Raw genomic sequence first — 25,519 nt, 5'->3', positions numbered from 1 at the left:
CCGCCCGGCGAAGCGATTTGGCGAGAGCAGGGTTGCGGTACTGGGTGGCCACCGGTCAGGCGCCCTTGGCGGGGACGATCTGCAGGTACACCAGCGTCAGGATGAGGTTCACGAAGAACAGCACCAAGAACGTGATCACCACGGATTGGTTCACCGCTTCACCTACTCCTTTCGGGCCCCCTTTCGGATGCAATCCCTTGTACGCGGCGATCACGCCGGCGATCACGCCGAATATCAGCGCCTTGATCTCGCCGATCCACAGGTCGGGCAGCTGGGCCAGCGCGGAGAACGAGGCCAGGTAGGCGCCCGGCGTACCGCCCTGCAACAGCACGTTGAAGAAGTAGCCGCCGGCGATACCCACCACCGAGACCAGGCCGTTCAACAGCAGCGCGACCAGGGCCATGCCGAGCACCCGGGGCACCACCAGCTTGCGGATCGGGTCGATGCCGAGGACCTCGAGCGCGTCGATCTCCTCACGGATGGTGCGCGAGCCGAGATCGGCGGCCACCGCCGACCCGGCCGCGCCCGCGATGATCAGCGAGGTGACGACCGGCGCCGCCTGCTGCACTGTGGCGAGCACGCTCGTTGCGCCGGTGAACGATTCGGCGCCGAGCTGCTTGATCAACGAACCGGTCTGCAACGCGACGACGGCACCGAACGGGATAGCCACCAGTGCGCTGGGGAGGATCGAGACACTCGCGATGAACCACGACTGCTCGATGAACTCTCGCCACTCGAACGGCCGGCGGAACGTCTTGCGCAGCACGTCGAGGAACAGCGCAAAAATGTTGCCGGCCTGGCCGAACCCCGACTCCAGTGGAGTCCGCAATCGCGCCAGGGAGGAATTCACGAACGCAGATGTTACCCGTTAGTTGGGTTTGGTCTAGTCGTGGTGTCGTACGCGCCGCTCTGGTAACTGCCGAGGTCGCTGTTGTTATAGGCCATCACCTGCGTGTCGTCGTTCTGCGCAAGTGATTCCCGAATCGCGACCTGAGCCGCGTGCGGCAGGGTGTGCATGATCTCGCGGACGCGCTCCTTGCGGCGCAGCACGGCTTGGCGCACGGGCATGCCGGGGGTCGCCTGCATCTGCGGGATGATGCCCTCGACCTCTTCGGCGCCGCCGTGGTGGTGGCCGGCGTCGAACATCGCTTGCTCGCGCGCCATCTGGGCCTCGTCCTTCTCCTCGGACATGCCGATCGGACCCTGCATGCGGCCGTTGAGGAACTGCTTGACCACCGGCTCCTCGGAGGTGAGCAGCACCTCGCGCGGGCCGAACATGACCAGCTGGCGCCGGAACAGCATGCCGATGTTGTCCGGCACGGTGCGGGCCAGGTTGATGTTGTGCGTGACGATCAGAATCGTGGCGTCGATCTGTGCGTTGATATCGATCAGCAGCTGGCTCAGGTATGAGGTGCGCACCGGGTCGAGGCCGGAGTCCGGCTCGTCGACGAGGATGATCTGCGGGTCGAGCACCAGGGCGCGGGCGAGGCCGGCCCGCTTGCGCATACCGCCGGAGATCTCGCCGGGCAGCTTGCCCTCGGCGCCGAGCAGACCGGTCAGCTCGAGCTTCTCCATGACGATCTTCTTGATGTCGGATTCCGACTTCTTCGTGTGCTCGCGCAACGGGAAGGCGACATTGTCGAAGAGGTTCATCGAACCGAACAGCGCGCCGTCCTGGAACAGCACGCCGAAAAGTTTGCGGATCTCGTAGAGCTCCTTGTTGGAGCACGTGGTGATGTCCGTATCGCCGATATAAATGGAGCCACGCTCGGGACGCAGTAGTCCGATCAGCGACTTCAGGAACACCGACTTACCGGTACCCGACGGGCCGAGCAGGGCGCTGACCTCACCGGACGGCAGCGTCAGGGAGACGTCCTGCCAAATTCGCTGCGAACCGAAGGACTTCGTAACACCCTCGGTCCTGACCTCGACGCCCACGCCAACCTCCAGAATTATTCAGCGAGCAGCCCACCGGCGAACCGCGTGCTGGGTTCCGCGGTGTGTCACGTCACAGTGGGTTCGGCCACTGTATCTCATGACCGAGACGGGGCACACCCCAACCTGACTGAAGAGTAACCTCGTTTCACTCGCAATTTCCGGATTGTTGGCGCAGGACTTCGTAAATAGCAAACGGGCGGTCCCCCGAGAGGGGGACCGCCCGTCGGCGATATCGGTCGGAATTACTTGACCGAGACCTTGGCGCCGGCTTCTTCCAGCTTCGCCTTGGCAGCCTCGGCGGCCTCCTTGGCGACCTTCTCCAGGATCGGCTTCGGGGCGCCCTCGACCAGGTCCTTGGCTTCCTTCAGGCCCAGGCCGGAGACGATCTCGCGGACCACCTTGATGACCTGGATCTTCTTGTCGCCCGCACCCTCGAGGATGACGTCGAACTCGTCCTGCTCTTCGGCGGCGTCGGCCGGAGCGGCAGCGCCACCCACAGCGGCGACGGCGACCGGAGCAGCCGCGGTGACCTCGAACTTCTCCTCGAACTTCTTGACGAAGTCCGACAGCTCGAGCAGGGTCATGTTGCCGAAGGTCTCGAGCAGTTCGTCAACGTTGGCCATGATGTTGTTCCTTTCGGTAGTTGTTGTCTTCGAGGGCGAATCGCGCGCGAATCACCCCGCAGGGGTTATTCAGCGGCAGCGGTTTCGCCACCGGATTCGGCCTGCTTCTTCTCCACGAGCGCGGCGGCCAGGCGGGCCACCTGCGAGGCGGGAGCGTTGAACAGACCGGCGGCCTTGGCCATGTTGCCCTTCATCGCACCGGCCAGCTTGGCCAGCAGGACCTCGCGGGACTCCAGGTCGGCGATCTTCTCGACCTCGGCCACGGACAGCGCGGCGCCGTCCATGTAGCCGCCCTTGATGATGAGCGCCTTGTTGTCCTTCGCGAAGGTCTTGAGGGCCTTCGCGGCGTCGACGGGCTCACCGCTGATGAACGTGATCGCGGTCGGGCCGACGAACAGCTCGTCGAGACCTTCCACGCCCGCCTCGGCGGCGGCACGCTTGACCAGGGTGTTCTTGGCGACGGAGTACGTGGCTCCGGCGCCGAGCGCGCGCCGCAGCTCGGTGAGCTTGCCGACCGACAGGCCACGGTATTCCGTGACAACGGTGGCCGTCGAGCTCTTGAACTGCTCCGCGATCTCCTCGACCGCAGTGACCTTCTCGGGTTTCGCCATACTTCGCCTCCTCTCTGATGGTCGGTTCGTTTCGAACTACCGATCAGGGACGGCGACAAAACAAACGCCCCGGACGCAAGGCGTTCCGGGGCGCAACAGGAATCATCGATCCCGGCGCGATGGCCCGGATCGGGTTCCCCAGCCTCGGTTCTCCCTGCGTGGGCCGCCGGCAATGTCGCCGGACCTTCGATCGAACCCATGCGGGCTCGACGACCAACGGTCTTCGGTAGAACGGATTGGGTAGTGATCGAACTCGTCGATGACTGTCGTCCAATGTACCCGGACCACCCGTCATCTGCCAAAACGGGGTGGACACAGGGAAATAACGCACCGTCGTCCGCCGGAATCGCGGTGTTCCAGCTCACATTTCGGTCCTGAATGTGGGCGAAATCGCGCCTTACAAGTGTTACGCAGGGTGACATTAACCTGTTTGACTGCACAACTATGGCAACCTCCATAGTCGATCCACCGGTGCTGCTGGAACGACGTTCCCAGCGGTATCTCGCCCTCGCCGTGATCTGCATGGCCGAACTGTTGGTCATGCTCGACAACACCCTGGTCAATGTGGCTCTACCGTCCATCGGGGTGCAGCTCTCGGCCGGTGTCAGCAGCCTGCAATGGGTTGTCGACGCGTTCACCCTGACCTTCGCCGGCCTGCTGCTGGCCTTCGGCAACCTCGGCGACCGCTACGGTCGCCGCCGCGTGATGATGATCGGCCTGGTCGGCGTGGCCGTCATGTCGGTCGCGGGCGCGCTGTCGGAGTCCATGACCCAGGTCATCGCCGCGCGCGCCGCCATGGGCATCTTCGCCGCCGCGGTCTTCCCCGCCACCCTCGCGCTGATCATCAACATCTTCACCGAGAAGCGCGAGCGCGCGCTCGCCATCGCGGCCTGGACCGCGGTCGCCGGATTCGCCATCGCCATCGGCCCGATCTCCGGCGGCTGGCTGCTCGCCCAGTTCTCCTGGCATTCCGTCTTCTGGATCAACGTGCCGGTAGCCGCGATCGCGCTGGCCGCGACGCTCAAATGGGTGCCCGAATCCCGTGCGGCACAGGTCGGCAAGCTCGACCTGCTCGGCATCGTCTTGTCCATCACCGGCATCACGCTGGTCGTGTGGGCGATCATCGAGGGACCGCGCAACGGCTGGCTCTCGACGATCACCCTCGGGACGGCCGCCTTGGGCGTCGTCCTGCTCGCCGCCTTCATCGCGTGGGAATTGCGCACCCGCGCACCGATTCTCGATATGCGCCTGTTCCGCAATCGCCGTTTCTCGATGCCCGCCCTGGCCATTGCCATCGGCTACTTTTCGATGTTCGGTTTCTTGTTCCTGATCACCCAATATTTCCAGGGCGTCCGCGAATACACGCCGCTCGAATTCGGTATCGCCTCATTGCCTTTCGCTTTCTCGGTCGCGCTCGGCGCGCCCATTGCCACGATGCTCGCGCAGAAGGTCGGCACCACGCCGGTCATCGTGACCGGTCTGCTGATCACCGGACTCGGGTTGTACCTGGGCGGACAGGTGGACGTCGACAGCAGCTACGTCACCGACGTGCTGCCCTCGATGGTCTTCATGGCGCTCGGCCTGGCCATCACGCAGGGACCTGCCACCGAATCCATCATGGGCGCTTTGCCTTTGGACGAGGCGGGCGCGGGCTCGGCGGTCAACGACACCACCCGCGAGATCGGCGGCACCCTCGGTGTCGCGGTACTCGGCTCGATCGTGGCCTCGTACTACACGACCCGGATCAGCGCCCGGCTCGAGGCGATACCGAACACCCTGATGAACGCGAAGGAGAAGGGCCTGGTCGAAGCCAGCCCGTTGAGCGTGCTGGAACTCCGCAACCGCCCGCTCGCGCCGTTCTTCGAGAGCCAACGCGAAAACCTCATCGTCGCAATGAAATCCGCGGCACTCGAGGGTTCGCACACCGCCTCACTGGTGGCGGCCGGGGCGGTGGTGGTCGCCGCCGTCATCGTGGCGATCTTCCTGCCCTGGGGTGTGCAGGACGGCGAGTCCGTGCTGCTGGGCTGGCGGAAGCCGGCCGACGACGAATAGCCGTATCGTCTCCGATTCCCGCCTGATCCGCCCGGCCGGATCCGGCGGGAATCACCGCGCCTGCGCCACCAATCGCTTCAGCAACTCCCTTGCGCCGGTACGGAATTCGGCGGACGCAACCAGACCGTCCGCGCCGACGTCGGCACGCAGCACCGGCAGCCGCGCCGGGACACCGGGATCCACCGCGGCACCCACATATCCGAGCACGCCGGCCAGGGTAGCCGTCGCGCCTTCACCACGACCGGGCGCCGCGACAGTCAGCCACGCAGTGGGCTTTTCGTAGAGGTCGGCGGTCCCGACGGTCCAGTCCAGCAGGTTCTTGAGGCTGCCTGGCAGAGTACCCGCATATTCCGGCGTGCAGAACAGCACCGCGTCGGCGGCGGAAAGCTCTTCACGCAGCGCGAGAACCGACGGATGCCCGCTGCCGTCGTCATCGGGATTGAAGGCCGGAAGCTCGGTGAGTCCGTCGTACCAGCGGGTTTCGATATCGGCCGGGGAGATCGCCTGCACTGTGCGCAGTGCAGCGGAATTGGTCGAGGCACTGCGCGTGCTTCCGGAGATCAGCAGAACAACGGTCACCTCAGGACCAACGACGACCGTCGGCGAAATAGTCCGTGACATGCGAACGGCGGGAACGCGATTCGCGTTCCCGCCGTTGCGGTCTGACTCGGGTGCTACCTACGCGTCCTCGTCGAGGAGGTTGCGGGTGCGGTTCGGGTCCACCGGGATGCCCGGTCCGGTGTTCGTCGAAACCGTCACCTTCTTCAGGTAGCGGCCCTTGGCGGTCGACGGCTTGACACGCAGGATCTCGTCCAGCGCGGCGCCGTAGTTCTCCACCAGCTTGGCGTCGTCGAAGGACGCCTTGCCGATCACGAAGTGCAGGTTGGCCTGCTTGTCGACGCGGAAGTTGATCTTGCCGCCCTTGATGTCGTTGACGGCCTTGGTCACATCGGTGGTGACCGTGCCCGTCTTCGGGTTCGGCATCAGGCCGCGCGGGCCCAGGACGCGCGCGATCCGGCCGACCTTGGCCATCTGGTCCGGGGTGGCGATCGCGGCGTCGAAGTCCAGCCAGCCGCCCTGGATCCGCTCGATCAGGTCCTCGGCGCCCACGGCGTCGGCACCGGCGGCCTCGGCCTCGGCGGCCTTCTCACCGGCGGCGAACACGATGACGCGGGCGGTCTTACCGGTGCCGTGCGGCAGGTTGACGGTGCCGCGGACCATCTGGTCGGCCTTGCGGGGATCCACACCGAGACGCACGGCGACCTCGACGGTCGCGTCGGTCTTGGTGGTGGCGGTCTCCTTGGCCAGCCGCGCGGCGGCCAGCGGGGAGTACAGCTTGTCGCGATCGACCTTCTCGGCCGCGGCGAGATACGCCTTGCTTCGTTTTGCCATGATTCTCTGTCCTTAATTGTCTGGTTCAGCCGTGGTTATCGGGCCTGGCCGGCCCTCCCACCGTGAGCGTTTGCGCTGACGCTCAGCCTTCGACGGTGATACCCATCGAGCGAGCGGTACCCGCGATGATCTTCGCCGCCTGATCGATGTCGTTGGCGTTCAGATCTTCCTGCTTGGTCTTGGCGATCTCCCGGACCTGGTCCATGGTGACCTTCGCGACCTTGTTGCGGTGCGGCTCAGCCGAGCCCTTCTGCACACCGGCGGCCTTGAGCAGCAGCTTGGCGGCAGGCGGGGTCTTCAGCTTGAAGTCGAACGACCGGTCCTCGTACACCGAGATCTCGACCGGAATGACGTTGCCACGCTGCGACTCGGTCGCGGCGTTGTACGCCTTGCAGAACTCCATGATGTTGACGCCGTGCTGACCGAGCGCCGGACCCACCGGAGGGGCGGGGTTCGCCTGGCCGGCCTGGATCTGAAGCTTGATGATCCCGGCGAGCTTCTTCTTCTTGGGGGGCATCTTTCTTTCCTAGGTGTCTGTTTTCCTTGCTCTTTGCAAGTGCTGGCGTTGCGATCCGCGGCCGGGCAGAGTCATCCGGCCGCGAACGTAACAGGTCTAAATCTTCGCAACCTGGGTGAAGCCGAGCTCGACCGGGGTCTCGCGACCGAAGATCGAGACGAGCACCTTGAGCTTCTGCTGCTCGGCGTTGACCTCGGAGATGCTGGCGGGCAGCGTCGCGAACGGGCCGTCCATCACGGTCACCGACTCGCCGACCTCGAAATCGACCTCGATGGCGGGCTTGGTGACCGACTCGGCGGCGGACTCGGTGGTGCTCGCGGCCGCGGCGGCCGGCGCCTTCTTCTGCTGCGCGGCCGGGACCAGGAACTTCACCACGTCGTCGAGGGTCAGCGGGGACGGGCGTGAGGTGGCGCCGACGAATCCGGTAACACCGGGGGTGTTGCGCACCGCGCCCCACGACTCGTCGTTGAGTTCCATCCGGACCAGGATGTAGCCGGGCAGCACCTTGCGGTTGACGTTCTTGCGCTGGCCGTTCTTGATCTCGGTGACCTCTTCGGTCGGCACCTCGACCTGGAAGATGTAGTCCTCGAGGTCGAGGTTCTGCACGCGGGTCTCGAGGTTGGCCTTCACCTTGTTCTCGTAGCCGGCGTAGGAGTGGATGACGTACCAGTCACCGGGGGCGCGGCGCAGCGCGGCCTTCATCTCGGCGACCGGATCGGCCGGTTCGGCGTCGACAGGAGCTTCGGGTGCGGCCGGCTCGGCGACCTCGGAGTCCACGTCCTCGGAGTCTTCGACGGTCGCGTCGGCCTCGGTGGACTCCGCCACCGCGTCGTCGACCGGGAACTCGTCGTGTGTGTCGTTCTCCGGGGTGCTCACTGGGGCACTCGCTTCCTGTGTCGTCACGTACATCCTCTGCGTGCCGGGCCGGGCGCGCGGCGGAACTACTCCGCCCGTCTCCGCCCCGGGATCGGCTGGCGGCGTCGGCGTAGAGCTACTAGCCGAACAGCCAGTTGACACCCTTGATGAACGCCAGATCCAACCCACTGATGAACGCGACCATGAAAATCACGAACACCAGAACAACGCTCGTATAGGTGACCATCTGTTTCCGGTTGGGCCAGATCACCTTGCGCAGTTCCGCGATGACCTCGCGCAGGAACTTGATCAAACGCTTGAACGGATTACCCGTCTTGCCGCGTTCGGCCCGATCGGTCTTGGCTGCCTTACGCGACGAAGGACGATCGAGCGTGGCGATCGAGCCCGTGTCCGACGAGGTACCGCGGGTCCGCCGGGCGGATCGCTTGCCGCTGGGCCGAGCCACCGCGGCGGTGTCATCGCCATCGTCGGCATGCGAGCCGTGGCGAGTATCCCGCTCGTCGACCACGTCGATCCTTTCGTCGCTGGCATGCTGGTTCTTTCGAGCGACCATGCAAGCTGTCGCTACGGAAGGCAGGGGCGACAGGACTTGAACCTGCAACCTGCGGTTTTGGAGACCGCTGCTCTGCCAGTTGAGCTACGCCCCTTCGGTTGGACCGTGTTGGCTGTCCAACCACTGTTCGATATTCAGTTGTACTCCGTTGTCACCACATGACACGCGCGCTGCCTTGGCAGTTGCCGGCCCCGTCGGCGAATCCTCGCGGACTCGCCTGGAACCAGCCCTACAGAGCAGCGCGCAGCGGCTGGTGACCCCAGAAACCTCAGTGTACGTTACCGGCCGCGTCGTTAGCTAATCAGGGTCAGTCGACCAGGTCAGAACCGGTTCCCCAGTTCACTGTTCGGCGACCCCGCCGGCTCACGACAGCTGCACGGTGGCCGTCGCGCGCCCGAAGATCTTGCGCCCCGCCGACTTCGCCACGATGGCGACGACCGCGGTCCGCGTCTCCGGATCCACGGACTTCACCTTACCGGTGAATTCGATCTCGGCGGCCTCATCGGTCCCCACATACACCGGGCTGGTGAAGCGGACGTTGTACTCCTTGACCGCGCCGGGATCGCCGAGCCACGAGGTGATGAAGCCGCCGCCCAGACCCATGGTGAGCATGCCGTGCGCGACCACGTTGTCCAGGCCGACGAGCTTGATGACGTCGTCGCTCCAGTGGATCGGGTTGGCGTCGCCGGAAACGCCGGCGTAGTTCACCAGATCGCCACGGGTGAGCCGGACGGTGCGGGCGGGCAGCTCGTCGCCGATCGCGACGCTGTCGAAGCTCAGCGCGCGCTTGCTCGGGGTGATCTCGGGCACCGAGGCGATCGGCGTCGGCGTCGCGGCGGCCTGGATCGCGCGCGGCCGGTGCTGCGGCGCGTCCTCGCCGATGCCGTGCATCAGCACGTTGCGCACCGCGTCGTTGAGATTGGGGTCGATATCGCCGCCGCTGCGCCCGATCAGCGTGGTGTAGGTGGTGAGCACCAGCTCGTCGTTCTGCGCGGTGACGATGTTCTTGGTGACGATGATGTCGCCGCCGAAGGCCTGCCGGAACGAATGCAGGTGCACGTCGCAGACCAGCTGATCGCCGACCCGGATCGGGCGGTGGAACTCCAGGATCTGATCGGTCTGCATGATCTGGCTCAGGTCGTAGCCCGTGACGATCTGCTCGAACAGCTTGCGCTGGGCCAGAATGCCGACCAGGGAGATGAAGGTGAGCGGCGCGAGCAGGCCGTCGTAGCCGTACTCCTGCGCGAGGTCCTCGTCCCAGTGCACCGGGTGGTAGTCCTGCACGGCGCGGGCGTATTCACGCACCTTCTCGCGGCCGACCTCGTAGTAGTCGTCGACGCGATAGTGGTGACCGACCATGGCCGCCGCGTGCGCGGCGGGGTCCGATGTCTCGTCCGCCTGAACCGCTTCGTCTGTACCGGTGTTGATTGTCACGGGTGGACTGTACCTATCTGACCCCGTCACCCGGAGTCGGCGGAGCGGGAACGACTACGCCGTAGAAGCGCTCGGCTCCGTCGTTACCGCGTTGGCGGCTGTAACTCTGGTCGCGCTCACTCACTTACCGCTCCGGACCGTGAAATGCGTCAGGGCCGGACATAGTGTCCGGCCCTCGCATTGGCACGTTCCGAGATTACCGAGAGCGGCTCACGCTCCCGGCGCCGATCCACGCGGCAGCTTCACGCGTGGCGGACTAGCGGGATTCTTTGTGTCCCCGGTGCGTGCCGCAGTTCGGGCAGAACTTCTTCAGTTCCAGCCGATCCGGGTCGTTGCGCCGGTTCTTCTTGGTGATGTAGTTGCGGTGCTTGCACTGCTCGCAGGCCAAGGTGATCTTTGGCCGGACATCGGTGGACTTCGCGGCCACGATATTCCTTCTTTCGGGTCAACCAGATGGTCTGATCGGTCTTTGGTAGCGATGGCCGGACTTGAACCGGCGACACAACGATTATGAGTCGTTTGCTCTACCGACTGAGCTACACCGCCACGGGGTCGCATTGCCTGGTGCCGCGCCCAACCTTGGAGATGCCGAGTCGGTCACCACCGGCAATCCGGCGAGCCCCCTAACGGAATCGAACCGTTGACCTTTTCCTTACCATGGAAACGCTCTGCCGACTGAGCTAAGGGGGCATGACTACTTTCGCGCCGAGCTCCAAACACTCGACCCCGGCGCGGCGAAGTCTTGAACGAGATTACACACCTTCGGGTCCGGACTCCAAACCGTGTGGTCAGAGCCGGTTTGCGGCCGCCCGGCGAGCGGCCGCGGACGACTTACCGGTAGTTGACGAACTGCAGGGCGATGCCGAAATCCTCGCCCTTGAGCAGAGCGATCACGGCCTGCAGATCGTCGCGCTTCTTGCTCGACACCCGCAGTTCCTCCCCCTGGATCTGCGCCTTGACCCCCTTGGGCCCCTCGTCGCGGATCTTTTTGGTGATCTTCTTCGCATGCTCGGTGTCGATGCCCTGCACCAGCGAGCCGGTGATCTTGTACGTCTTGCCCGAGGCGACGGGCTCGCCCGCGTCGAAGGCCTTGAGCGAGATATCGCGGCGGATCAGCTTCTCCTTGAACACGTCCAACGCCGCCTTGACCCGCTCCTCGGCCTCGGCGGTCAGCACGATCTTGTCCTCACCGGACCATTCGATGCCGGCGCCGGTGCCACGGAAGTCGTAGCGGGTGGTCAGCTCCTTCTCCGCTTGATGCAGAGCATTGTCGACCTCCTGACGGTCGACCTTGCTGACAACATCGAAAGACGAATCGGCCACACTTCGCTCCTGTCCTGACGGTTCCCATGGAGGCACGTTCACCGGGTGAACCGGTCACGTCAGTTCTACCCGACGACGCGACCCCACCCGTCCCACATGGCCGATAGCCAGGCGGTTTGCATTAGGGGTGGAGGTTCGATGTATTCTGCTCAGCGCGCCGAAAGCGCGACGGCAGATTGCCCGAGCGGCCAATGGGAGCGGACTGTAAATCCGTCGGCGAAAGCCTACGTAGGTTCGAATCCTACATCTGCCACCGAATGCCCCCGTCGATCCTGGATCGGCGGGGGTATTTCGTTTCCGCGACCCCGGCACGAAGATTCCCGGCGCGCCGCGGGCGTGTCAGCCCCGCAGCGTGGCCGGATCCGTCGCGTTCAACGTCACCACGAGCATCTCCCCTGCGTAACGCGGAGCGGATTCCAAATCCTTTGCGATACGGTCGAATTCGTTCACGAGCCGACCTTGGATCGCGACGCAGCCCCGCGTGCACGGCCCGCAGATGATCGCCGAGGGTCACGGCCCAGTGCGCACACAGCAGGCATCGGATCCGCGAGGGCCAGGCCCTCCCGAATCGCCACCCGGCACAGCGCGCGCGGGCGTTAGCCTGGTCGGAGAGCGCAATTTTGCTTTGGTAGCAAAGTAACTTGATAAGCAGAGGTCATTGAGAGGCGGCAGAGATGTCAACGGGTCGGCGGGCCGGCGCGGGCATGGCGGTGGAGGAGAGCGTCCGGAGCCTGCTGCTGCTCATGCCACGGGTGGTCGGACGGGCGAAGAAGATGCGCGTTCCCGAAGAGCTGCAATCGTTTTCGCTGGCGCCCCGGCATCTGTCGCTACTGGCGAACCTGGTTTTCGAGGGCCCGATGACGGTCAACGATCTGGCCGCGCGGCTCGAGGTCGCACCCACCACGGTGAGCCTCATGGTGAGCGATCTGAGCAAACAGGGTGTGCTGGAACGGCGCTCGGACGAAGCAGATCGCCGGCGCACGATCGTCGCGATCGCCGCGGCGCACGAGAAGTCGGTCAACGACTGGCTCGGCGGCAGCGCGCGGGCATGGCGAAAGGTGCTGGCGCCGTTGGACGCCGAACAGCGCAGGCTCTTCGTGGACACCCTGCGCGCCTACGAGGACGAGCTGGCGGCCGAACACGAGTGAGCGGCGTGGCGCGCTCAGTAGTCGCGCCTGCCCCCCGCCATATCCTCCAGCCGGGCGATCCGTTCGGCCATCGGCGGATGGGTGGAGAACCACCGAGCGGCCCGCTCACCGACCCGGAAGGGGTTGGCGATCATCAGGTGCGACTGGGCGGTCAATTGCGGCTCCGGCGGCAACGGAGCGGCCTGCACGCCCCGTTCCAGCTTGCGCAGCGCCGACGCGAGCGCCAGCGGGTCACCGGTGAGCTCGGCGCCGGACTGGTCCGCCTGGTACTCCCGCGAGCGGGAAACGGCCAGTTTGATCAGGCTCGCCGCGATCGGCCCGAGCAGCGAGACGAGCAGCACGCCGAGCATATTCGGGCCCTCGCCGTTGCGGTTGCCGCCGAACGCCGAGGCGAAGAAGGCCAGGTTGGCCAGGCCGGAGATGACCGCGGCGAGCGCACCCGCGACCGACGAGATGAGGATGTCGCGGTTGTAGACGTGCGAGAGTTCGTGCCCGAGCACGGCCCGCAGCTCACGTTCGTCGAGAATCTGCAGGATGCCGCTGGTACAGCAGACCGCCGCGTGCCGCGGGTTGCGGCCGGTGGCGAAGGCGTTGGGCGCGTTGGTGGGGCTGATGTAGAGCCGCGGCATCGGCTGCCGGGCCGTGGTCGCCAGCTCGCGCACGATGCGATAGATCACCGGCGCCTCCAGCTCGCTCACCGGCTGCGCGTGCATGGCCTTCAACGCGAGCTTGTCGCTGTTGAAGTACGCGTACGCGTTCATGCCGACGGCCAGCAGGATGGCGATGATCAGGATCGTCGGGCTGCGAAACATCGCACCGGCGAACACGATCAGCGCCGAAAGGCCGACCATCAATCCGAACGTCTTCAGCCCGTTCGCATACACTGTCCCGCCTCTCCGCGTATTCAGGCCGGACTCGCCTGCCGCAAGACTTAGGTTGGCGCCCACCGGTAGGGCGCGACGTCGAGTTCGCCCGTTCCCGGCGAGTTACCCTTGTGCTGACGAAATCAGTTGTCGAGCGGCATTCGCTCCCGCGAATCCCGACTAACCGGCCGATTGCATCACACGAGGTCAACGACGGCGACTCGGCAAAGGTTCCTTGGCGAATCGCACAACACGTAGCTCAGCCGACGCGTTCGATGGTGTAGCGGACCAGCCGCTCGAGCGCGTCGTTGGCCGGGCCCTGCGGCAGCGCGGAGAGCTCGGCGTGCGCGAGGTCGGCGTAGCCGTGCAGCTTCTCCTTGGCCAGCACCATGCCGTGCGAGCGGCCGAGCAGTTCGAGCGCCTCCTCGACCTCCGCGTCGGTGCCGAGCGGCTGGGCGAGCAGCTTGCGCAGCCGGTCGCCGTCGGCGCCCTCGTCGCGCAGCGCGTACAGCACGGGCAGGGTGTGCACGCCCTCGCGCAGGTCGGTGCCGGGGGTCTTGCCGGACTGCTCGGTGGCCGAGGAGATGTCGATGATGTCGTCGGAGATCTGGAAGGCGGTGCCGACCGCGTCGCCGAGCCGGGCGAGCCGCTCGACATGATCCAGCGAAGCCCCCGAGAAGGTGCCGCCGAAGCGGCCGGCGGCCGCGATGAGCGAACCGGTCTTCTCCCACACCACGCGCAGGTAGTGCTCGACCGGATCCTGGGTCTCGCGGGCCCCCATGGTCTCGCGCATCTGGCCGGTGACCAGCTCGGCGAAGGTTTCGGCGATGATCCGCACGGCGTCGGGACCCAGCGTGGAGGTCAGTCGCGAGGCGTGCGCGAACAGGTAGTCGCCGGCCAGGATGGCGATGTTGTTGCCCCAGCGCGAGTTCACGCTCGGGGCGCCGCGGCGCATGGTGGCCTCGTCCATCACGTCGTCGTGGTACAGCGTGGCCAGATGCACCAGTTCCACGACGGTGCCCGCGGTGACGAGCGCGGGGTCGCTCGCACGCGGGCCCAGCTGACCGGTCAGCAGGGTGAACAGCGGACGGAAGCGCTTGCCGCCGGCCTTGGCCAGGTGCAGGGCCGCCTCTTGCAGGAACTCCTCGCCGTCGGACAGTTCGGCGACCAAGAGTTTCTCGACCTCTTCCAGGCCGGCGCGCACGGTCGCGGCGAGTTCGGTGTCACCGAGATCGACCCCGGCGACCACCGTGCTCTCGTCCGTAACAGCCGATGTGCTCATTTCTTCTCCCGCCGATGCGTCCGACCCCACGGTAGAGAACCTAGCGTGTCCTCAGCCGATGGCCCATGAACACCGTCACTATGCGGTGTATCAGACACTTTGGCACACCATTTTCGGTGCGCCGCGCGCGCCCGCGCCGCCGGGGACCCGTGCAAGTATTGAAGTCATGGGTTCACCGGAAGTCACCCCCGCGAGCGGGGACGCGCTGCCCGCACAGGCCGAGGTGCTGGTCGTGGGCGCGGGCCCGGCCGGTTCGGCATCGGCGGCCTGGGCCGCGCGCGCCGGACGCGAGGTGGTGCTGCTCGATTCCGCCGTCTTTCCCAGGGACAAGACCTGCGGCGACGGGCTGACGCCGCGCGCCACGGCCGAACTGGAGCATCTCGGGCTGGGCGAATGGGTGCGCGCGCACACCGTCAATCACGGCCTGCGGATGACCGGTTTCGGCCGCGAAGCGCTGCTGAGCTGGCCTGCCGGTGCGTTCCCCACCTACGGAAGTGCGGTTCCCCGAACCGAACTCGATGACAAGCTGCGCGAGACCGCGATGAAGTCCGGCGCGCGGATGATCGACGGCACGAAGGTAATCGATGTCACGCGAGACGGGGACCGGGTCACCGGCGTGACGGTGCGCACGGCCACCGGCACCCACACCATCGGGTGCACGCTGCTGATCGTCGCCGACGGTGTGCGGTCGCCGGTCGGCCGGCTGCTCGGCCGCACCTGGCATCGCCAGTACGCCTACGGCACCGCGGCCCGCGCCTACATCAAGTCCGGCCGCAGCGACGATCAGTGGATCACCTCGCATCTGGAGCTGCGCGACGCCGCGGGCGCCCTGGTGCCCGGCTACGGCTGGGTGTTCCCGCTCGGCAACGGCGAGGTGAACATCGGCGTCGGCTCGCTGGCCACCGAACAGCGGCCCTCGCACATCGCGCTGAAACCGCTGCTGGAGCACTACACCAAGCAGCGCTTCGAGGAATGGCAGTTCGAGGGTTCGCTGCGCGCGGTGGCGTCGGCGCTGCTGCCGATGGGTGGCGCGGTCTCCCATGTCGCCGGGCGCAACTGGGTGCTGGTCGGTGACGCCGCGGGCTGTGTGAACCCGCTGAACGGCGAGGGCATCGACTACGGCCTGGAGGGCGGGCACATGTTGGCCGGGCTGCTGGACGAGCCGGATCTCACCACGATCTGGCCCGAGCTGCTGCGGGCCCGCTACGGCCGCACCTTCTCGGTGGCGCGCCGGATCGCCGGGCTGGCCACCCATCCGAAGATGGTGCCGATCGGCGGCCCGCCGGTGATGCGCTCGAAGTACTTGCAGCGCACCGCCGTCCGGGTGATGGGCAACCTGGTCACCGACGAGGACGTCGACCTCACCGCGCGCGCGTGGCGGGCGGCGGGCCGGATGTCGATGCGCGTCGACGACCTCCCTCCGTTCGCCTAGCCACGAGACGGACGGCGGTGGCGTGATGAGTGGACGACCGCACAGCGCGCCGCCGCTGGCACTGCTGCCGCATCTGCGGCGCGCCCGCGATCTCGCGGATCGACGGTATGCCGACCCGCTCGATCTCGACGAGTTGGCCGCCGCCGCAGGGGTTTCCAAGTATCACTTCTTGCGGGCGTTCGCCGCGGTCTACGGATTGACACCCGCCGCGTACCTGACCGAGCGGCGGATCGAGCGCGCGCAGGATCTGCTGCGCGCGACCAACCTGACGGTCACCGAGGTCTGCATGCTGGTCGGCTACAGCAGCCTCGGCTCCTTCAGCAGCAAGTTCCGCAAGCTCGTCGGGGTGACGCCCTCGGAGTACCAGGCGAAGTTCGCCGACGGCGCGCCCCGTATTCCGGGTTGTTTCGTGTTCATGCACGGCCTCAGCGACCGCACCCGCGAAACCTAGACCGCCGTAGGGTTTTCGATGCGGAACACCGCGCTGCGCGGTGCGGCGGCGGCGAATTCGTCCGGATCGGCCGAGGTCACCAAGCCGAGTTTGACGAAGAACGGCACACCGTGCGGTACCTCGCGCGGGAATTCGCGCAGCACGGCGGGGCGCTCGTCGGCCGGGAGTTCGACGAGATCCACCCGGTTGCGCCTGCGTCCCTCGGCCAGGATGCCCCAGCTGCTCTTGCGGGCGTTGCGCACCCACTCGGCCTGGCCGTGTCCGACCACGTAACGCGCGCCGCGCACGGTCAGCGGCGAGACCGGCGTGGTGCGCAGCTCGCCCGAGGCGCGACCGGGCACCGAGAGCACCCGCATCGTGCCGAGCGGAACGCCCAGTCGGTTGAGCGTGATCACCACGCGGTTCATCGGTTTGAGCCAGCCGGGCAGGCCCAGTTTCGTCACCATCGCAACTCCTTTCAGGTCGCCCAGGGCAATTCGCCGTCGGCGATGCGTTTCGCGGTGCGCTCCACCCAGCGCAATTCGGTGGCGCGCAGTTCGCGGTCGAGTTCGGTCTCCACCAGCACGATCGGTGGAATCTCGGTCGAATGTGCCGCAGCCAGTGCCGCATCCAGCTCGGCCAGGTCGGTGCGCAGGACCTGTGCACGGCGCGTGAGCAATTCGGCCGCGCGGTCGGGGGTCAGGTTGAGGATGTGCGCCAAACCCGCTGCGAACCGCGGGTATTCGTTGACCGGTTCGGCGAGGTACTCGTCGAGCAGCGAGTCGAGTTCGGCGCGGCCCGCAGCGGTGATGGTGAACGTGGTGCGCTCGGGCCGCGCGCCGGCGCGGCTGCTGCCGGTCGGTGCGATCAGATCGTGCGCGGCCAACCGGGCGACGGCGTCGTAGACCGACCCGCCGCGCATCCGCACCACCCGTCCGACCTGCCGGTCCCGGATCAGCGCCTGCATCTCGTAGGGGTGCATGGGTCGCTCGTTGAGCAGGCTCAACACCGCCAACGCCAGCGGGGTTCTGCGGGCTCGCGAGACCGCCATCGGGCTCCTTAGTCGAATTCGAATAACCGAACTCGACTATACGCCGAACACAGCAATTCCGGAGAAGCTCACGGCGGCCGCGCAGCCATAGCCTCGTCGCATGACGACAATTACGAATGTCTCGCTGGTCACGGTGTACGTCACCGATCAGACCGAATCGAAGCAGTGGTATATCGACAAGCTGGGCTTCGTCGAGGTCACCGATATCACCATGGGCGACAACGGGTTCCGCTGGGTCACCATCGCACACCCGGCGCACCCGGAACTCGAGATCGGCTTGATGATCCCCGGTCCCCCGCTGGACGAGGCCCTGGCCGAGGCCATCCGGCGCGCGCTCGGCAGCGGCACGCACGGGGCGCTCGGCCTGCGCACCGAGAACTGTCAGAAGACCTTCGAGGAACTCACCGCCAAGGGCGTGGAGTTCATTCAGCCGCCCGCCGAGCGGCCCTACGGCACCGAGGCCATCATCCGGGACAACTCCGGGAACTGGCTGGTGCTGGTGGAGCAGAAGGAATACTCGCCCGCGGACTTCGCCTAGACGGTGCCCCAACGGACGGGGCTCGTCGTCCCGGGCGTACCGGGACGACGAGGCCGTGCGGGGTCAGGCAGTCGCCTGCGCGGCGACCCACTCCTCGATGAACTTGCGCTCGCTGTTCAGCACGCGGTGATGCAGCTGCTCGGCCAGCGGCTCGATGGCGCCGCCGACCAGCGGCACGTGCACCTGCACGGTGCCGACCACCTCGATCTCGGAACCCTCTGCGGTCGAACGCATTTCGTAGGTGCCCGACATCTCGGTGCTGATGCCGCCGGTCGAACCCTCGAAGGTGCCCTTGGCGACATCGCCGTCGAGCGCCTGCCAGTGGTCGGTGCGCGAGAGCATCAGCTCGCTCTTGAGCACCTTGCTGACCACGCTGGGAACCTTGTCCTGCGCGGCCTTTTCGGTCATATGGATGCGGATGGAGTCCGCCCCCTCGGGATGGGAGAGGTCGAGCGTGGCGGTCTCGGCGTCGGCGAAACGCGCCTGCCAGACCTTGTCGTCGGTGAGTGCCCGGTGAAGATCTTCGACCGGGACGGTGTAAGGCACGGTGAAGCTGAATTTTCGGGACATGCGCGACACGGTAGCCGAGTCGGTCGGTAGCCTGTTGCGGTGTTGGAAACCACCCAGTCTGATCGGCGGTCTGTCCGCCTGCGGCGGGCCAGGATCGGTGTCATCACGGCCGCGACGGTGATCAGTGTGCTGATCGTGCTGCTGGTGCTTGCCGCCTGGCGCAACGACTTCCTGATCAACTCGGACAAGGGTGTCACCAGCGCCGAGGTGCTCTCCGCGGGCAGGCTGCGCTCGGCGGTCATGTACGTGACACCGGACGGGGAAACACACAATCCGAAGGTCGGCGTGCTCTACCCGACCAATCTCACGGCGGGTGAACGCATCCGGGTCGAGTACTACCGTGCCGATCCCGATCTGGTCCGAGTGGAGGGCCGCGACGTGCGCGTCGCCATTCCGCCCGCGCTGTCGGTGATCGTGGTGGTGTGGCTGGTCGCGCTGCCCGCGCTGTGGCTGCTGCACCGGGCCGGGCGGCGCCGGCCGCAGGCCACGGCGACCACCTAGGAGTTCGCCGGATCTTTCCGTTTCCTTCACGCCGGCGTGAGGCCGTGGCGCGTTGCACGGGTCAACCTGAGATGGTGCGTGTAGCGATCGTCGCGGAGTCGTTTCTGCCGAACATGAACGGCGTCGTGAACTCCGTGCTGCGGGTGCTGGATCACCTCGACAGCCACGGCCATGACGCCCTGATCATCGCGCCGGACACGGTGCGCGGCCTGCCACCGGCGGCCCGCTGGCACGACCGGTTCCGGGTGCATCGGGTGCCCGCGGTGATGGTGCCCAAGATCAGTTCGCTGCCGGTGGGCCTGCCGCAACCGGGAATCGTCTCGGCCATCGCCGATTTCGACGCCGACGTGGTGCACCTGGCCTCGCCGTTCCTGCTCGGCGCCGGCGGACTCGGCGCGGCCACCCGGCTAGACCTGCCGACCGTGGCGGTCTATCAGACCGACGTCGCCGGTTTCGCCAAGAGCTACGGTCTGTCGCTGGCCAGCCGGGCGGCCTGGGCCTGGACCCGGCGCATCCACGAGGGCGCGACCCGCACCCTGGCCCCGTCCAGCGCCGCCGCGCAAGACCTTGCGAGCCATGGCATTCCGCGAGTGCACCGATGGGGACGTGGCGTGGACATCGCCCGGTTCACCCCGTCGGCGCGGCGCACCGAGTTGCGCGCCTCGTGGCTCAACGGTGCCGACAAACTGGTGGTCGGCTTCGTCGGCAGGCTCGCGCCGGAAAAGCACGTCGAACGGCTCGCCGTGCTGGCGCACGATCCCGACATCCAGCTGGTCATCGTCGGCGGCGGGCCCGAACGCGACCGGCTCACCCGGCTGCTGCCGAACGCGGTGTTCACCGGCGAACTGGGCGGCGACACCCTGGCCCAGGCGTACGCGAGCCTGGACGTGATGGTGCACGCGGGCGAGCACGAGACTTTCTGCCAGGGCGTGCAAGAGGCCCTCGCATGCGGTGTGCCGGTGATCGGCCCGGACGCGGGCGGCCCGCGCGACCTGATCGCGCACTGTCGCAACGGATATCTGCTCCCGGTCGACCGGTTCACCGAACTGCTGCCGAGTGCCGTTGCGGCACTGCACGATCCGGCGCTGCGCGCCCGATTCGCCGGTGCCGCGCGCAAATCGGTGCTGCACCGCACCTGGCCCGCGATCTGTACCGAGCTGATGGGCCACTACGCGGACGTCACCGGCATGCGGATGCGGTTGCCGCATACCGCTTGACCGAGGGGCGGCCGCGGCGCCGGTGGCCGACCGGATCGGGCCCACCGGCCTCGTGAGACCATGGGTAACCCACCGGGCACCGCCCGGACCCGCGACGTATCCGGCGCAGGCCCTGGACACGGTTCGGCGGATATCCGACTGGTACGGCCTGAAGACGCGGAGAGGCGCATGAGCGTGGCGAAAACAGAATCGGTTCGGGCCTCACTGGACAAGCAGCCGCACGAGATCGCGTCGATGTTCGACGGCGTCGCCCGCCGCTACGACCTGACCAACACGGTGATCTCGGGCGGCCAGGATCGCTACTGGCGCTGGGCGGTCCGCAAGGCGCTGGCCCCGCGCCCCGGCGAGCGGGTGCTCGACCTCGCGGCGGGCACCGGCGTGTCCACCCTCGACCTCGCGAAGTCCGGCGCCTGGTGCCTGGCCGCCGACTTCTCCCAGGGCATGCTCGCCGCGGGCAAGTTCCGCAAGGTGCCGATGGTGGCGGCCGACGCGACGGCGCTGCCCTTCGCCGACAACTCCTTCGACGCGGTGACCATCTCCTACGGCCTGCGCAACATCTCCGACACCGATGCGGCGCTGCGCGAGATGCTGCGCGTCACCAAGCCGGGCGGACGGCTGGTCATCGCCGAGTTCTCCACCCCGGTCATCCCCGGTTTCCGCACGGTGTACATGGAGTACCTGATGAAGGCGCTGCCGAAGGTGGCCCGCGCGGTCAGCAGCAATCCGGACGCCTACGTGTACCTCGCCGAGTCGATCCGGGCCTGGCCGAACCAGCGGCAGCTGGCGATGCGGATCGCGGGCAACGGCTGGGCATCGGTGAAATGGCGCAACCTGACCGGCGGGATCGTCGCGCTGCACCGGGCCTACAAACTCGGCTGACCTGCGATCTTCATCACACCTCACCGGCCAGGATGCGGCTTGTGAGGTGGATTGTGACCTCCCGATAACGCGCGGTAAACCCCGCGCAATCGGCGATGGCCATGATCGGGAGCATGTTGGACGCAGGCGGCACCACCAGGACGGCATGTTCGTACTGCGGCGTCGGGTGCGGAATCACGGTGCAGACGAAGCCGGACGCCGCCGGTAAGCCGGTGCTCGTCAAGGTGAGCGGCGACAAACTGCATCCGTCGAACGCGGGCAGGCTGTGCACCAAGGGCGCCACCCATCTGGAGCTGATGCGCACGCCCGGACGGATGGAGACGGCGTTGCGACGGCCCGAGCGCGGGCAGGAGCCGGTGCCGGTCGCGGTGGACGAGGCGGTGCGCGAGGCGGCCGCCCGGCTGCGGTCGATCCTGGACGAGCACGGGCCGGACGCGATCGCGCTCTACGTTTCCGGGCAGATGTCGCTGGAGGCGCAGTACCTGGCGACCAAGCTGGCCAAGGGCTATCTGCGGACCGTGCACATCGAAGCCAATTCGCGGCTGTGCATGGCGAGCGCGGGCACCGGCTACAAGCAGTCACTCGGCGCGGACGGTCCGCCCGGCTCCTACGACGATATCGACCACGCCGATCTGTTCTTCGTGATCGGCGCGAACATGGCCGACTGCCACCCGATCCTGCACCTGCGCATGGTGGATCGGCTCAAGGCGGGCGCGAAGCTGATCGTGGTCGATCCGCGGCGCACCGAAACCGCCGCGCGGGCCGACCTTTTCCTGCAGATCGCACCGGGCACCGACCTCGCGCTGCTCAACGGTCTGCTGTACCTGCTCGTCGAAAACGGGGATATCGACGAGGATTTCATCGCCGAGCACACCGAGGGCTGGACGGCGATGCCGGAGTTCCTCGCCGACTATCCGCCCGCGCGGGTGGCCGAGCTCACCGGACTCGCCGAGGCCGACATCCGTACTGCCGCAGCCTGGATCGGCGCGGCGGGCGAATGGATGACGCTGTGGACGATGGGGCTCAACCAGTCCACCCACGGCACCTGGAACACCAACGCGATCTGCAATTTGCATCTGGCCACCGGCGCGATCAGCCGCCGGGGCAGCGGCCCGTTCTCGCTGACCGGGCAGCCGAATGCCATGGGCGGGCGCGAAATGGGCTACATGGGCCCCGGCCTGCCGGGGCAGCGCAGCGTGCTCGTGCCGGCCGATCGCGCCTTCGTCGAGACGGCCTGGGGCGTCGAACCCGGCACCATCCGGGACGAGGTAGGGCCGGGCACCATCGAGATGTTCCGCGAACTGGCCGCAGGGCAGATCAAGGCGGCCTGGATCATCTGCACGAATCCCGTTGCCACCGTGGCCAATCGCAAGACGGTGCTGGACGGACTGGAGGCCGCCGAGCTGGTGATCGCCCAGGACGCCTACGCCGAGACCGCCACCAACGCCTACGCCGACCTGCTGCTGCCCGCCACCCTGTGGGCCGAAGCCGATGCGCTGATGGTGAATTCGGAACGCAACGTCACGCTGCTGCAGCGCTCGGTCGAGCCGGTCGGCGATGCCAGGCCGGACTGGTTGCTGATCGCCCAGGTCGCCACCGCGATGGGTTTCCCGGGCTTCGACTTCGAGTCCAGCGCGGCGGTTTTCGACGAGATCAAACAGTTCGCCAATCCGGCCACCGGATACGACCTGCGCGGCATGGATTTCGAACGGCTGCGGCAGGGTCCGATGCAGTGGCCGTGCCCCGACGGAACCCGCCCGCGCAACCCGATCCGCTATGTCAACGACGGTGTGAGCCAGCATCCGCACGTCGACGAGCACGGCCATCGGCCGCGGCTGGCCTTCGCGACACCGAGCCGCCGGGCGGTGTTCTGGCCGCGCCCGCATCTGCCCGCCGCGGAGCTGCCCGACGACGACTACCCGTTCCTGCTCAATACCGGTCGGCTGCAACACCAGTGGCACACCATGACCAAGACCGGCAAGATCGACAAGCTGACCAAGCTGAACGGGCAGCCGTTCGTCGAGGTGCATCCGGACGACGCGGAACGACTCGGCGTGCGGGCGGGCGATCAGCTCGAAATCGCGTCCCGCCGTGGGCGCGCCGTGCTTCCGGTGCAGATCGGCGACCGGGTGCGGCCGGGCGACTGCTTCGCGCCGTTCCACTGGAACGACGAGCACGGTGAGTATCTGACGATCAACGCGGTCACCAATGATGCCGTCGACCCCGCCTCGCTACAGCCGGAGTACAAGGCGTGCGCGGTGTCGTTGCGCCGGGTCGCGGTGCCGGAACAGCCCGAATCGCCTGCCATCCCGATCCCCGTCGCGCCGCATCCGCTCTCGGTGGTGCTCGGCCTGGACGCGACGACCACGCCGACGCTCACCGAGGTCGAACGGATCTACCTGAGCGGATATCTGGCTGCGCTGCAAGCCATTCCGGTGACCGGCCAGCCGGTGCTGCCCGCGTCCGCGCCGATCGCCGCGCAGCGCCGCACCTGGATCGATGGCCTGCTGGCGGGGATGTATTCGCGCGCCGCGGATGCCGCGGCCGCGCCGACCCGTCCGGTGACCGTGCTGTGGGCCTCGCAGACCGGCAATGCCGAGGAACTCGCCGCCACCGTCGCCGCCCGGCTGACCGAATGTGGTTTCCTGCCAACGCTGCTCGATATGGACTCGTGCACCGTCGCGGCCCTGACCGGTGACGTGCTGGTGGTCACGAGCACCTTCGGCGACGGCGGGCCGCCGGACAACGGGACCGACTTCTGGCAGCAGCTGGACGACACGGCGATTCGGCTGGGCGAGATGCGCTACGCGGTGTTCGCGCTCGGCGACTCCTCCTACGACGATTTCTGCGGGCACGGCCGGAAATTGGACGAGCGCTTCGCCGAATACGGCGCCACCCGGCTGCTGCCGCGGGTCGACAGCGAACCGGATTTCCAGGAGCCCGCCGAACGCTGGCTGGACGCGGTGCTCGCCGTGCTCGGCGACCAGCTGAACGGCGAACTGCCGCAGGAGGATTCGATCCCGCCCGGCGGGCAGCCGGGAATCGCGGTGCAGCAGGTGCGCCAGCACACCCGGACGATGACCTCGGTGCTGACCAGGGCCGCCGCGCCCGCACCCGGACGAACCAGGCGCGAAGTCCCCCAATTCACCCGGAACTCGCCGGTGCCCGCGCCCCTGATCCGCAACGAGGCCCTCACCGTCGCCGGATCGGCGAAAGAGGTGCGCCAGTTCGGCTTCGACCTGCGCGGGCTGGAAGCAGGCTACGAGGTCGGCGATTCGCTCGGCATCTGGCCGGCCAACGACGCCGCGCTGGTCGGCGAATGGCTGGCCACCACCGGGCTGGACGGCCGCCGGGTCATCGAGGTCGACGACCGGGAACTGACCCTGGCCGAGGCGCTGCGTACGCACTACGACATCAGCAAGGTGAGCAACGACCTGCTGGCCTTCGTCGCCGAACGCAACCCGAACATCCGGCTGGCCAAACTGCTGCGCCGGGATAACCGCAACGAGCTGGACAACTACCTCTGGGATCGGCAGGCGGTGGACGTGCTGCGCGACTTCCCCGTGCGGGCCGATCTGGTCGACTGGCTGGGCACGTTGAAAAAGCTGCAGCCGCGCCAGTATTCGATCTCGTCGAGCCCGCTGGTCAGTCCCGGCGAGGTGCAGCTGACCGTGGGCGTCGTCCGCTACGGTGACCCCGCCGCCACCGGGTCGATGGCCCGGCGCGGCGGCGTGTGCTCGACCTTCCTGGCCGACCGCGCGGGCGGCGAGGCGGGCACCGTGCCGATCTTCCTGCAGCGGGCGCCGCACTTCCGCCCGCCCGCCGACCCGGCGGCGCCGATGATCATGGTGGGTCCCGGCACCGGCATCGCCCCGTTCCGCGGCTTCCTCCAGGAACGCCGGGAACTCGGCTGCACCGGCCGCAACTGGCTGTTCTTCGGCGAACAGCACGCGGCCACCAACTTCTACTACCGCACCGAACTGGAGGACATGTTCCGCTCGGGCTTCCTCACCCGGCTGGATCTGGCCTTCTCCCGCGACCAGCGCGAGCGGATCTATGTGCAGCACCGGATGATCGAGCACGGCGCCGAACTCTGGTCCTGGCTGCGCGACGGCGCGCATCTGTACGTCTGCGGCGACGCCACCCGGATGGCCAAGGACGTCGACGATGCGCTGCTGCGGATCATCCGGGTGCACGGCAAGGTGGACGAGGCGGGAGCGCTGGCATACCGCAAACAGCTCGTCGCGCAGAAACGCTACGTGCGCGACGTCTACTGACCGCGATTCTCG

General features: G+C 67.1%; 26 protein-coding genes and 4 tRNA genes. 10 read left to right on the top strand and 20 right to left on the bottom strand.

Annotated features, from left to right (window positions below):
- Positions 1-55: 55 nt before the first annotated feature.
- The 4 genes from TY25_RS39935 to rplJ all read right to left on the bottom strand — a co-directional run bounded on the left by TY25_RS39935 (position 56) and on the right by rplJ (position 3,172).
- Positions 56-850, bottom strand: a complete 795-nt coding sequence (locus TY25_RS39935; RefSeq protein WP_042265435.1) for an MlaE family ABC transporter permease — start codon at positions 848-850, stop codon at positions 56-58.
- An 11-nt stretch (positions 851-861) separates the two neighbouring features.
- A complete protein-coding gene (locus TY25_RS39930; protein ID WP_014988490.1) occupies positions 862-1,938 on the bottom strand; it encodes an ABC transporter ATP-binding protein in 1,077 nt (358 codons plus the stop codon).
- A 242-nt stretch (positions 1,939-2,180) separates the two neighbouring features.
- A complete protein-coding gene (rplL, locus tag TY25_RS39925) occupies positions 2,181-2,561 on the bottom strand; it encodes a 50S ribosomal protein L7/L12 (RefSeq protein ID WP_014988491.1) in 381 nt (126 codons plus the stop codon).
- Between the two features lie 65 nt (positions 2,562-2,626).
- Positions 2,627-3,172: a 50S ribosomal protein L10 gene (gene rplJ / locus TY25_RS39920; RefSeq protein WP_014988492.1), complete on the bottom strand. Its 546-nt coding sequence runs from the start codon at positions 3,170-3,172 to the stop codon at positions 2,627-2,629.
- 444 nt (positions 3,173-3,616) lie between these two features.
- On the opposite strand from rplJ, the gene TY25_RS39915 reads away from it, so the two are divergent.
- Positions 3,617-5,224 carry an MFS transporter gene (locus tag TY25_RS39915; protein ID WP_042265433.1) on the top strand — a complete coding sequence of 536 codons (1,608 nt, stop codon included), beginning with the start codon at positions 3,617-3,619 and terminating at the stop codon, positions 5,222-5,224.
- A 51-nt stretch (positions 5,225-5,275) separates the two neighbouring features.
- On the opposite strand, the gene TY25_RS39910 is transcribed toward TY25_RS39915, so the two are convergent.
- From TY25_RS39910 to TY25_RS39860, 11 genes are all read right to left on the bottom strand, one after another.
- On the bottom strand, positions 5,276-5,803 hold the full coding sequence (locus TY25_RS39910; RefSeq protein WP_081869394.1) for an NADPH-dependent FMN reductase: 528 nt from the start codon (positions 5,801-5,803) through the stop codon (positions 5,276-5,278).
- A 99-nt stretch (positions 5,804-5,902) separates the two neighbouring features.
- Positions 5,903-6,616: a 50S ribosomal protein L1 gene (gene rplA, locus TY25_RS39905; protein WP_014988495.1), complete on the bottom strand. Its 714-nt coding sequence runs from the start codon at positions 6,614-6,616 to the stop codon at positions 5,903-5,905.
- A gap of 82 nt (positions 6,617-6,698) precedes the next feature.
- The gene (rplK, locus tag TY25_RS39900) at positions 6,699-7,133 is read right to left on the bottom strand and encodes a 50S ribosomal protein L11 (RefSeq protein WP_014988496.1); all 435 of its coding nucleotides are present in this window, start codon (positions 7,131-7,133) and stop codon (positions 6,699-6,701) included.
- Positions 7,134-7,229: 96 nt separating this feature from the next.
- Positions 7,230-8,009, bottom strand: a complete 780-nt coding sequence (gene nusG, locus TY25_RS39895) for a transcription termination/antitermination protein NusG (protein ID WP_042265430.1) — start codon at positions 8,007-8,009, stop codon at positions 7,230-7,232.
- 118 nt (positions 8,010-8,127) lie between these two features.
- Positions 8,128-8,562, bottom strand: a complete 435-nt coding sequence (gene secE, locus TY25_RS39890) for a preprotein translocase subunit SecE (RefSeq protein ID WP_228833088.1) — start codon at positions 8,560-8,562, stop codon at positions 8,128-8,130.
- Between the two features lie 21 nt (positions 8,563-8,583).
- Positions 8,584-8,656, bottom strand: a tRNA-Trp gene (locus TY25_RS39885).
- 269 nt (positions 8,657-8,925) lie between these two features.
- On the bottom strand, positions 8,926-9,990 hold the full coding sequence (locus tag TY25_RS39880) for a fused (3R)-hydroxyacyl-ACP dehydratase subunits HadA/HadB (protein ID WP_042265560.1): 1,065 nt from the start codon (positions 9,988-9,990) through the stop codon (positions 8,926-8,928).
- Positions 9,991-10,252: 262 nt separating this feature from the next.
- On the bottom strand, positions 10,253-10,423 hold the full coding sequence (gene rpmG, locus TY25_RS39875; protein ID WP_014988500.1) for a 50S ribosomal protein L33: 171 nt from the start codon (positions 10,421-10,423) through the stop codon (positions 10,253-10,255).
- A 43-nt stretch (positions 10,424-10,466) separates the two neighbouring features.
- Positions 10,467-10,542 (bottom strand) — tRNA-Met (locus TY25_RS39870).
- Between the two features lie 71 nt (positions 10,543-10,613).
- Positions 10,614-10,686, bottom strand: a tRNA-Thr gene (locus TY25_RS39865).
- Between the two features lie 141 nt (positions 10,687-10,827).
- Positions 10,828-11,319, bottom strand: coding sequence for a YajQ family cyclic di-GMP-binding protein (locus TY25_RS39860; RefSeq protein ID WP_029899391.1), 492 nt, complete (start codon positions 11,317-11,319; stop codon positions 10,828-10,830).
- A gap of 170 nt (positions 11,320-11,489) precedes the next feature.
- Between TY25_RS39860 and TY25_RS39855 the strand changes: the two genes are divergently transcribed.
- Both TY25_RS39855 and TY25_RS39850 read left to right on the top strand, forming a co-directional pair.
- Positions 11,490-11,572 (top strand) — tRNA-Tyr (locus TY25_RS39855).
- 421 nt (positions 11,573-11,993) lie between these two features.
- A complete protein-coding gene (locus TY25_RS39850) occupies positions 11,994-12,467 on the top strand; it encodes a MarR family winged helix-turn-helix transcriptional regulator (protein WP_226887154.1) in 474 nt (157 codons plus the stop codon).
- A gap of 14 nt (positions 12,468-12,481) precedes the next feature.
- Here the strand turns inward: TY25_RS39850 and htpX are convergent, their stop codons facing one another.
- Positions 12,482-13,351 carry a zinc metalloprotease HtpX gene (htpX, locus tag TY25_RS39845; protein ID WP_226887153.1) on the bottom strand — a complete coding sequence of 290 codons (870 nt, stop codon included), beginning with the start codon at positions 13,349-13,351 and terminating at the stop codon, positions 12,482-12,484.
- Between the two features lie 238 nt (positions 13,352-13,589).
- Positions 13,590-14,612, bottom strand: a complete 1,023-nt coding sequence (locus tag TY25_RS39840) for a polyprenyl synthetase family protein (protein ID WP_029899394.1) — start codon at positions 14,610-14,612, stop codon at positions 13,590-13,592.
- Positions 14,613-14,778: 166 nt separating this feature from the next.
- On the opposite strand from TY25_RS39840, the gene TY25_RS39835 reads away from it, so the two are divergent.
- Positions 14,779-16,044 carry a geranylgeranyl reductase family protein gene (locus tag TY25_RS39835; protein WP_042265428.1) on the top strand — a complete coding sequence of 422 codons (1,266 nt, stop codon included), beginning with the start codon at positions 14,779-14,781 and terminating at the stop codon, positions 16,042-16,044.
- Between the two features lie 25 nt (positions 16,045-16,069).
- The gene (locus TY25_RS39830) at positions 16,070-16,495 is read left to right on the top strand and encodes a helix-turn-helix transcriptional regulator (RefSeq protein WP_042265427.1); all 426 of its coding nucleotides are present in this window, start codon (positions 16,070-16,072) and stop codon (positions 16,493-16,495) included.
- Here TY25_RS39830 and TY25_RS39825 read toward each other — a convergent pair.
- Both TY25_RS39825 and TY25_RS39820 read right to left on the bottom strand, forming a co-directional pair.
- Entirely contained in the window at positions 16,492-16,941 is a 450-nt protein-coding gene (locus tag TY25_RS39825) for a deazaflavin-dependent nitroreductase (protein ID WP_042265426.1), read from the bottom strand. The genes TY25_RS39830 and TY25_RS39825 overlap by 4 nt on opposite strands.
- 11 nt (positions 16,942-16,952) lie before the next feature.
- Positions 16,953-17,525: a PadR family transcriptional regulator gene (locus TY25_RS39820; protein WP_042265425.1), complete on the bottom strand. Its 573-nt coding sequence runs from the start codon at positions 17,523-17,525 to the stop codon at positions 16,953-16,955.
- A gap of 100 nt (positions 17,526-17,625) precedes the next feature.
- Here TY25_RS39820 and TY25_RS39815 point away from each other — a divergent pair, with 100 nt between their 5' ends.
- Entirely contained in the window at positions 17,626-18,063 is a 438-nt protein-coding gene (locus tag TY25_RS39815; protein ID WP_042265424.1) for a VOC family protein, read from the top strand.
- A 63-nt stretch (positions 18,064-18,126) separates the two neighbouring features.
- Here TY25_RS39815 and TY25_RS39810 read toward each other — a convergent pair whose 3' ends face one another.
- Positions 18,127-18,633, bottom strand: coding sequence for a DUF2505 domain-containing protein (locus TY25_RS39810; RefSeq protein ID WP_014988511.1), 507 nt, complete (start codon positions 18,631-18,633; stop codon positions 18,127-18,129).
- Between the two features lie 39 nt (positions 18,634-18,672).
- Here TY25_RS39810 and TY25_RS39805 point away from each other — a divergent pair, with 39 nt between their 5' ends.
- The 4 genes from TY25_RS39805 (at position 18,673) to TY25_RS39790 (ending at position 25,507) form a co-directional block, all read left to right on the top strand.
- Entirely contained in the window at positions 18,673-19,134 is a 462-nt protein-coding gene (locus TY25_RS39805) for a DUF3592 domain-containing protein (protein ID WP_042265423.1), read from the top strand.
- Positions 19,135-19,208: 74 nt separating this feature from the next.
- Positions 19,209-20,351, top strand: coding sequence for a glycosyltransferase family 4 protein (locus TY25_RS39800; RefSeq protein WP_042265556.1), 1,143 nt, complete (start codon positions 19,209-19,211; stop codon positions 20,349-20,351).
- A gap of 168 nt (positions 20,352-20,519) precedes the next feature.
- Positions 20,520-21,230, top strand: coding sequence for a demethylmenaquinone methyltransferase (locus TY25_RS39795; RefSeq protein WP_014988514.1), 711 nt, complete (start codon positions 20,520-20,522; stop codon positions 21,228-21,230).
- Between the two features lie 113 nt (positions 21,231-21,343).
- Positions 21,344-25,507, top strand: a complete 4,164-nt coding sequence (locus TY25_RS39790) for a bifunctional nitrate reductase/sulfite reductase flavoprotein subunit alpha (protein ID WP_042265422.1) — start codon at positions 21,344-21,346, stop codon at positions 25,505-25,507.
- The last annotated feature ends 12 nt before the right edge of the window (positions 25,508-25,519 follow it).

This window comes from Nocardia brasiliensis NBRC 14402, assembly GCF_000308475.2.
Classification (GTDB): domain Bacteria; phylum Actinomycetota; class Actinomycetes; order Mycobacteriales; family Mycobacteriaceae; genus Nocardia; species Nocardia brasiliensis.
The sequence above is the reverse complement of the archived record's forward strand: the minus strand, read 5'-3'. Positions and strand labels throughout refer to the sequence as shown.

Bases quoted from the DNA above. Each gene is read 5' to 3' on its own strand.
- rplL (WP_014988491.1), bottom strand. From the start codon at position 2,561: ATGGCCAACGTTGACGAACTGCTCGAGACCTTCGGCAACATGACCCTG.
- rplJ (WP_014988492.1), bottom strand. From the start codon at position 3,172: ATGGCGAAACCCGAGAAGGTCACTGCGGTCGAGGAGATCGCGGAGCAG.
- TY25_RS39915 (WP_042265433.1), top strand. From the start codon at position 3,617: ATGGCAACCTCCATAGTCGATCCACCGGTGCTGCTGGAACGACGTTCC.
- rplA (WP_014988495.1), bottom strand. From the start codon at position 6,616: ATGGCAAAACGAAGCAAGGCGTATCTCGCCGCGGCCGAGAAGGTCGAT.
- rplK (WP_014988496.1), bottom strand. From the start codon at position 7,133: ATGCCCCCCAAGAAGAAGAAGCTCGCCGGGATCATCAAGCTTCAGATC.
- secE (WP_228833088.1), bottom strand. From the start codon at position 8,562: ATGGTCGCTCGAAAGAACCAGCATGCCAGCGACGAAAGGATCGACGTG.
- TY25_RS39850 (WP_226887154.1), top strand. From the start codon at position 11,994: ATGTCAACGGGTCGGCGGGCCGGCGCGGGCATGGCGGTGGAGGAGAGC.
- TY25_RS39840 (WP_029899394.1), bottom strand. From the start codon at position 14,612: ATGAGCACATCGGCTGTTACGGACGAGAGCACGGTGGTCGCCGGGGTC.
- TY25_RS39835 (WP_042265428.1), top strand. From the start codon at position 14,779: ATGGGTTCACCGGAAGTCACCCCCGCGAGCGGGGACGCGCTGCCCGCA.
- TY25_RS39830 (WP_042265427.1), top strand. From the start codon at position 16,070: ATGAGTGGACGACCGCACAGCGCGCCGCCGCTGGCACTGCTGCCGCAT.
- TY25_RS39825 (WP_042265426.1), bottom strand. From the start codon at position 16,941: ATGGTGACGAAACTGGGCCTGCCCGGCTGGCTCAAACCGATGAACCGC.
- TY25_RS39820 (WP_042265425.1), bottom strand. From the start codon at position 17,525: ATGGCGGTCTCGCGAGCCCGCAGAACCCCGCTGGCGTTGGCGGTGTTG.
- TY25_RS39815 (WP_042265424.1), top strand. From the start codon at position 17,626: ATGACGACAATTACGAATGTCTCGCTGGTCACGGTGTACGTCACCGAT.
- TY25_RS39810 (WP_014988511.1), bottom strand. From the start codon at position 18,633: ATGTCCCGAAAATTCAGCTTCACCGTGCCTTACACCGTCCCGGTCGAA.
- TY25_RS39795 (WP_014988514.1), top strand. From the start codon at position 20,520: ATGAGCGTGGCGAAAACAGAATCGGTTCGGGCCTCACTGGACAAGCAG.
- TY25_RS39790 (WP_042265422.1), top strand. From the start codon at position 21,344: ATGTTGGACGCAGGCGGCACCACCAGGACGGCATGTTCGTACTGCGGC.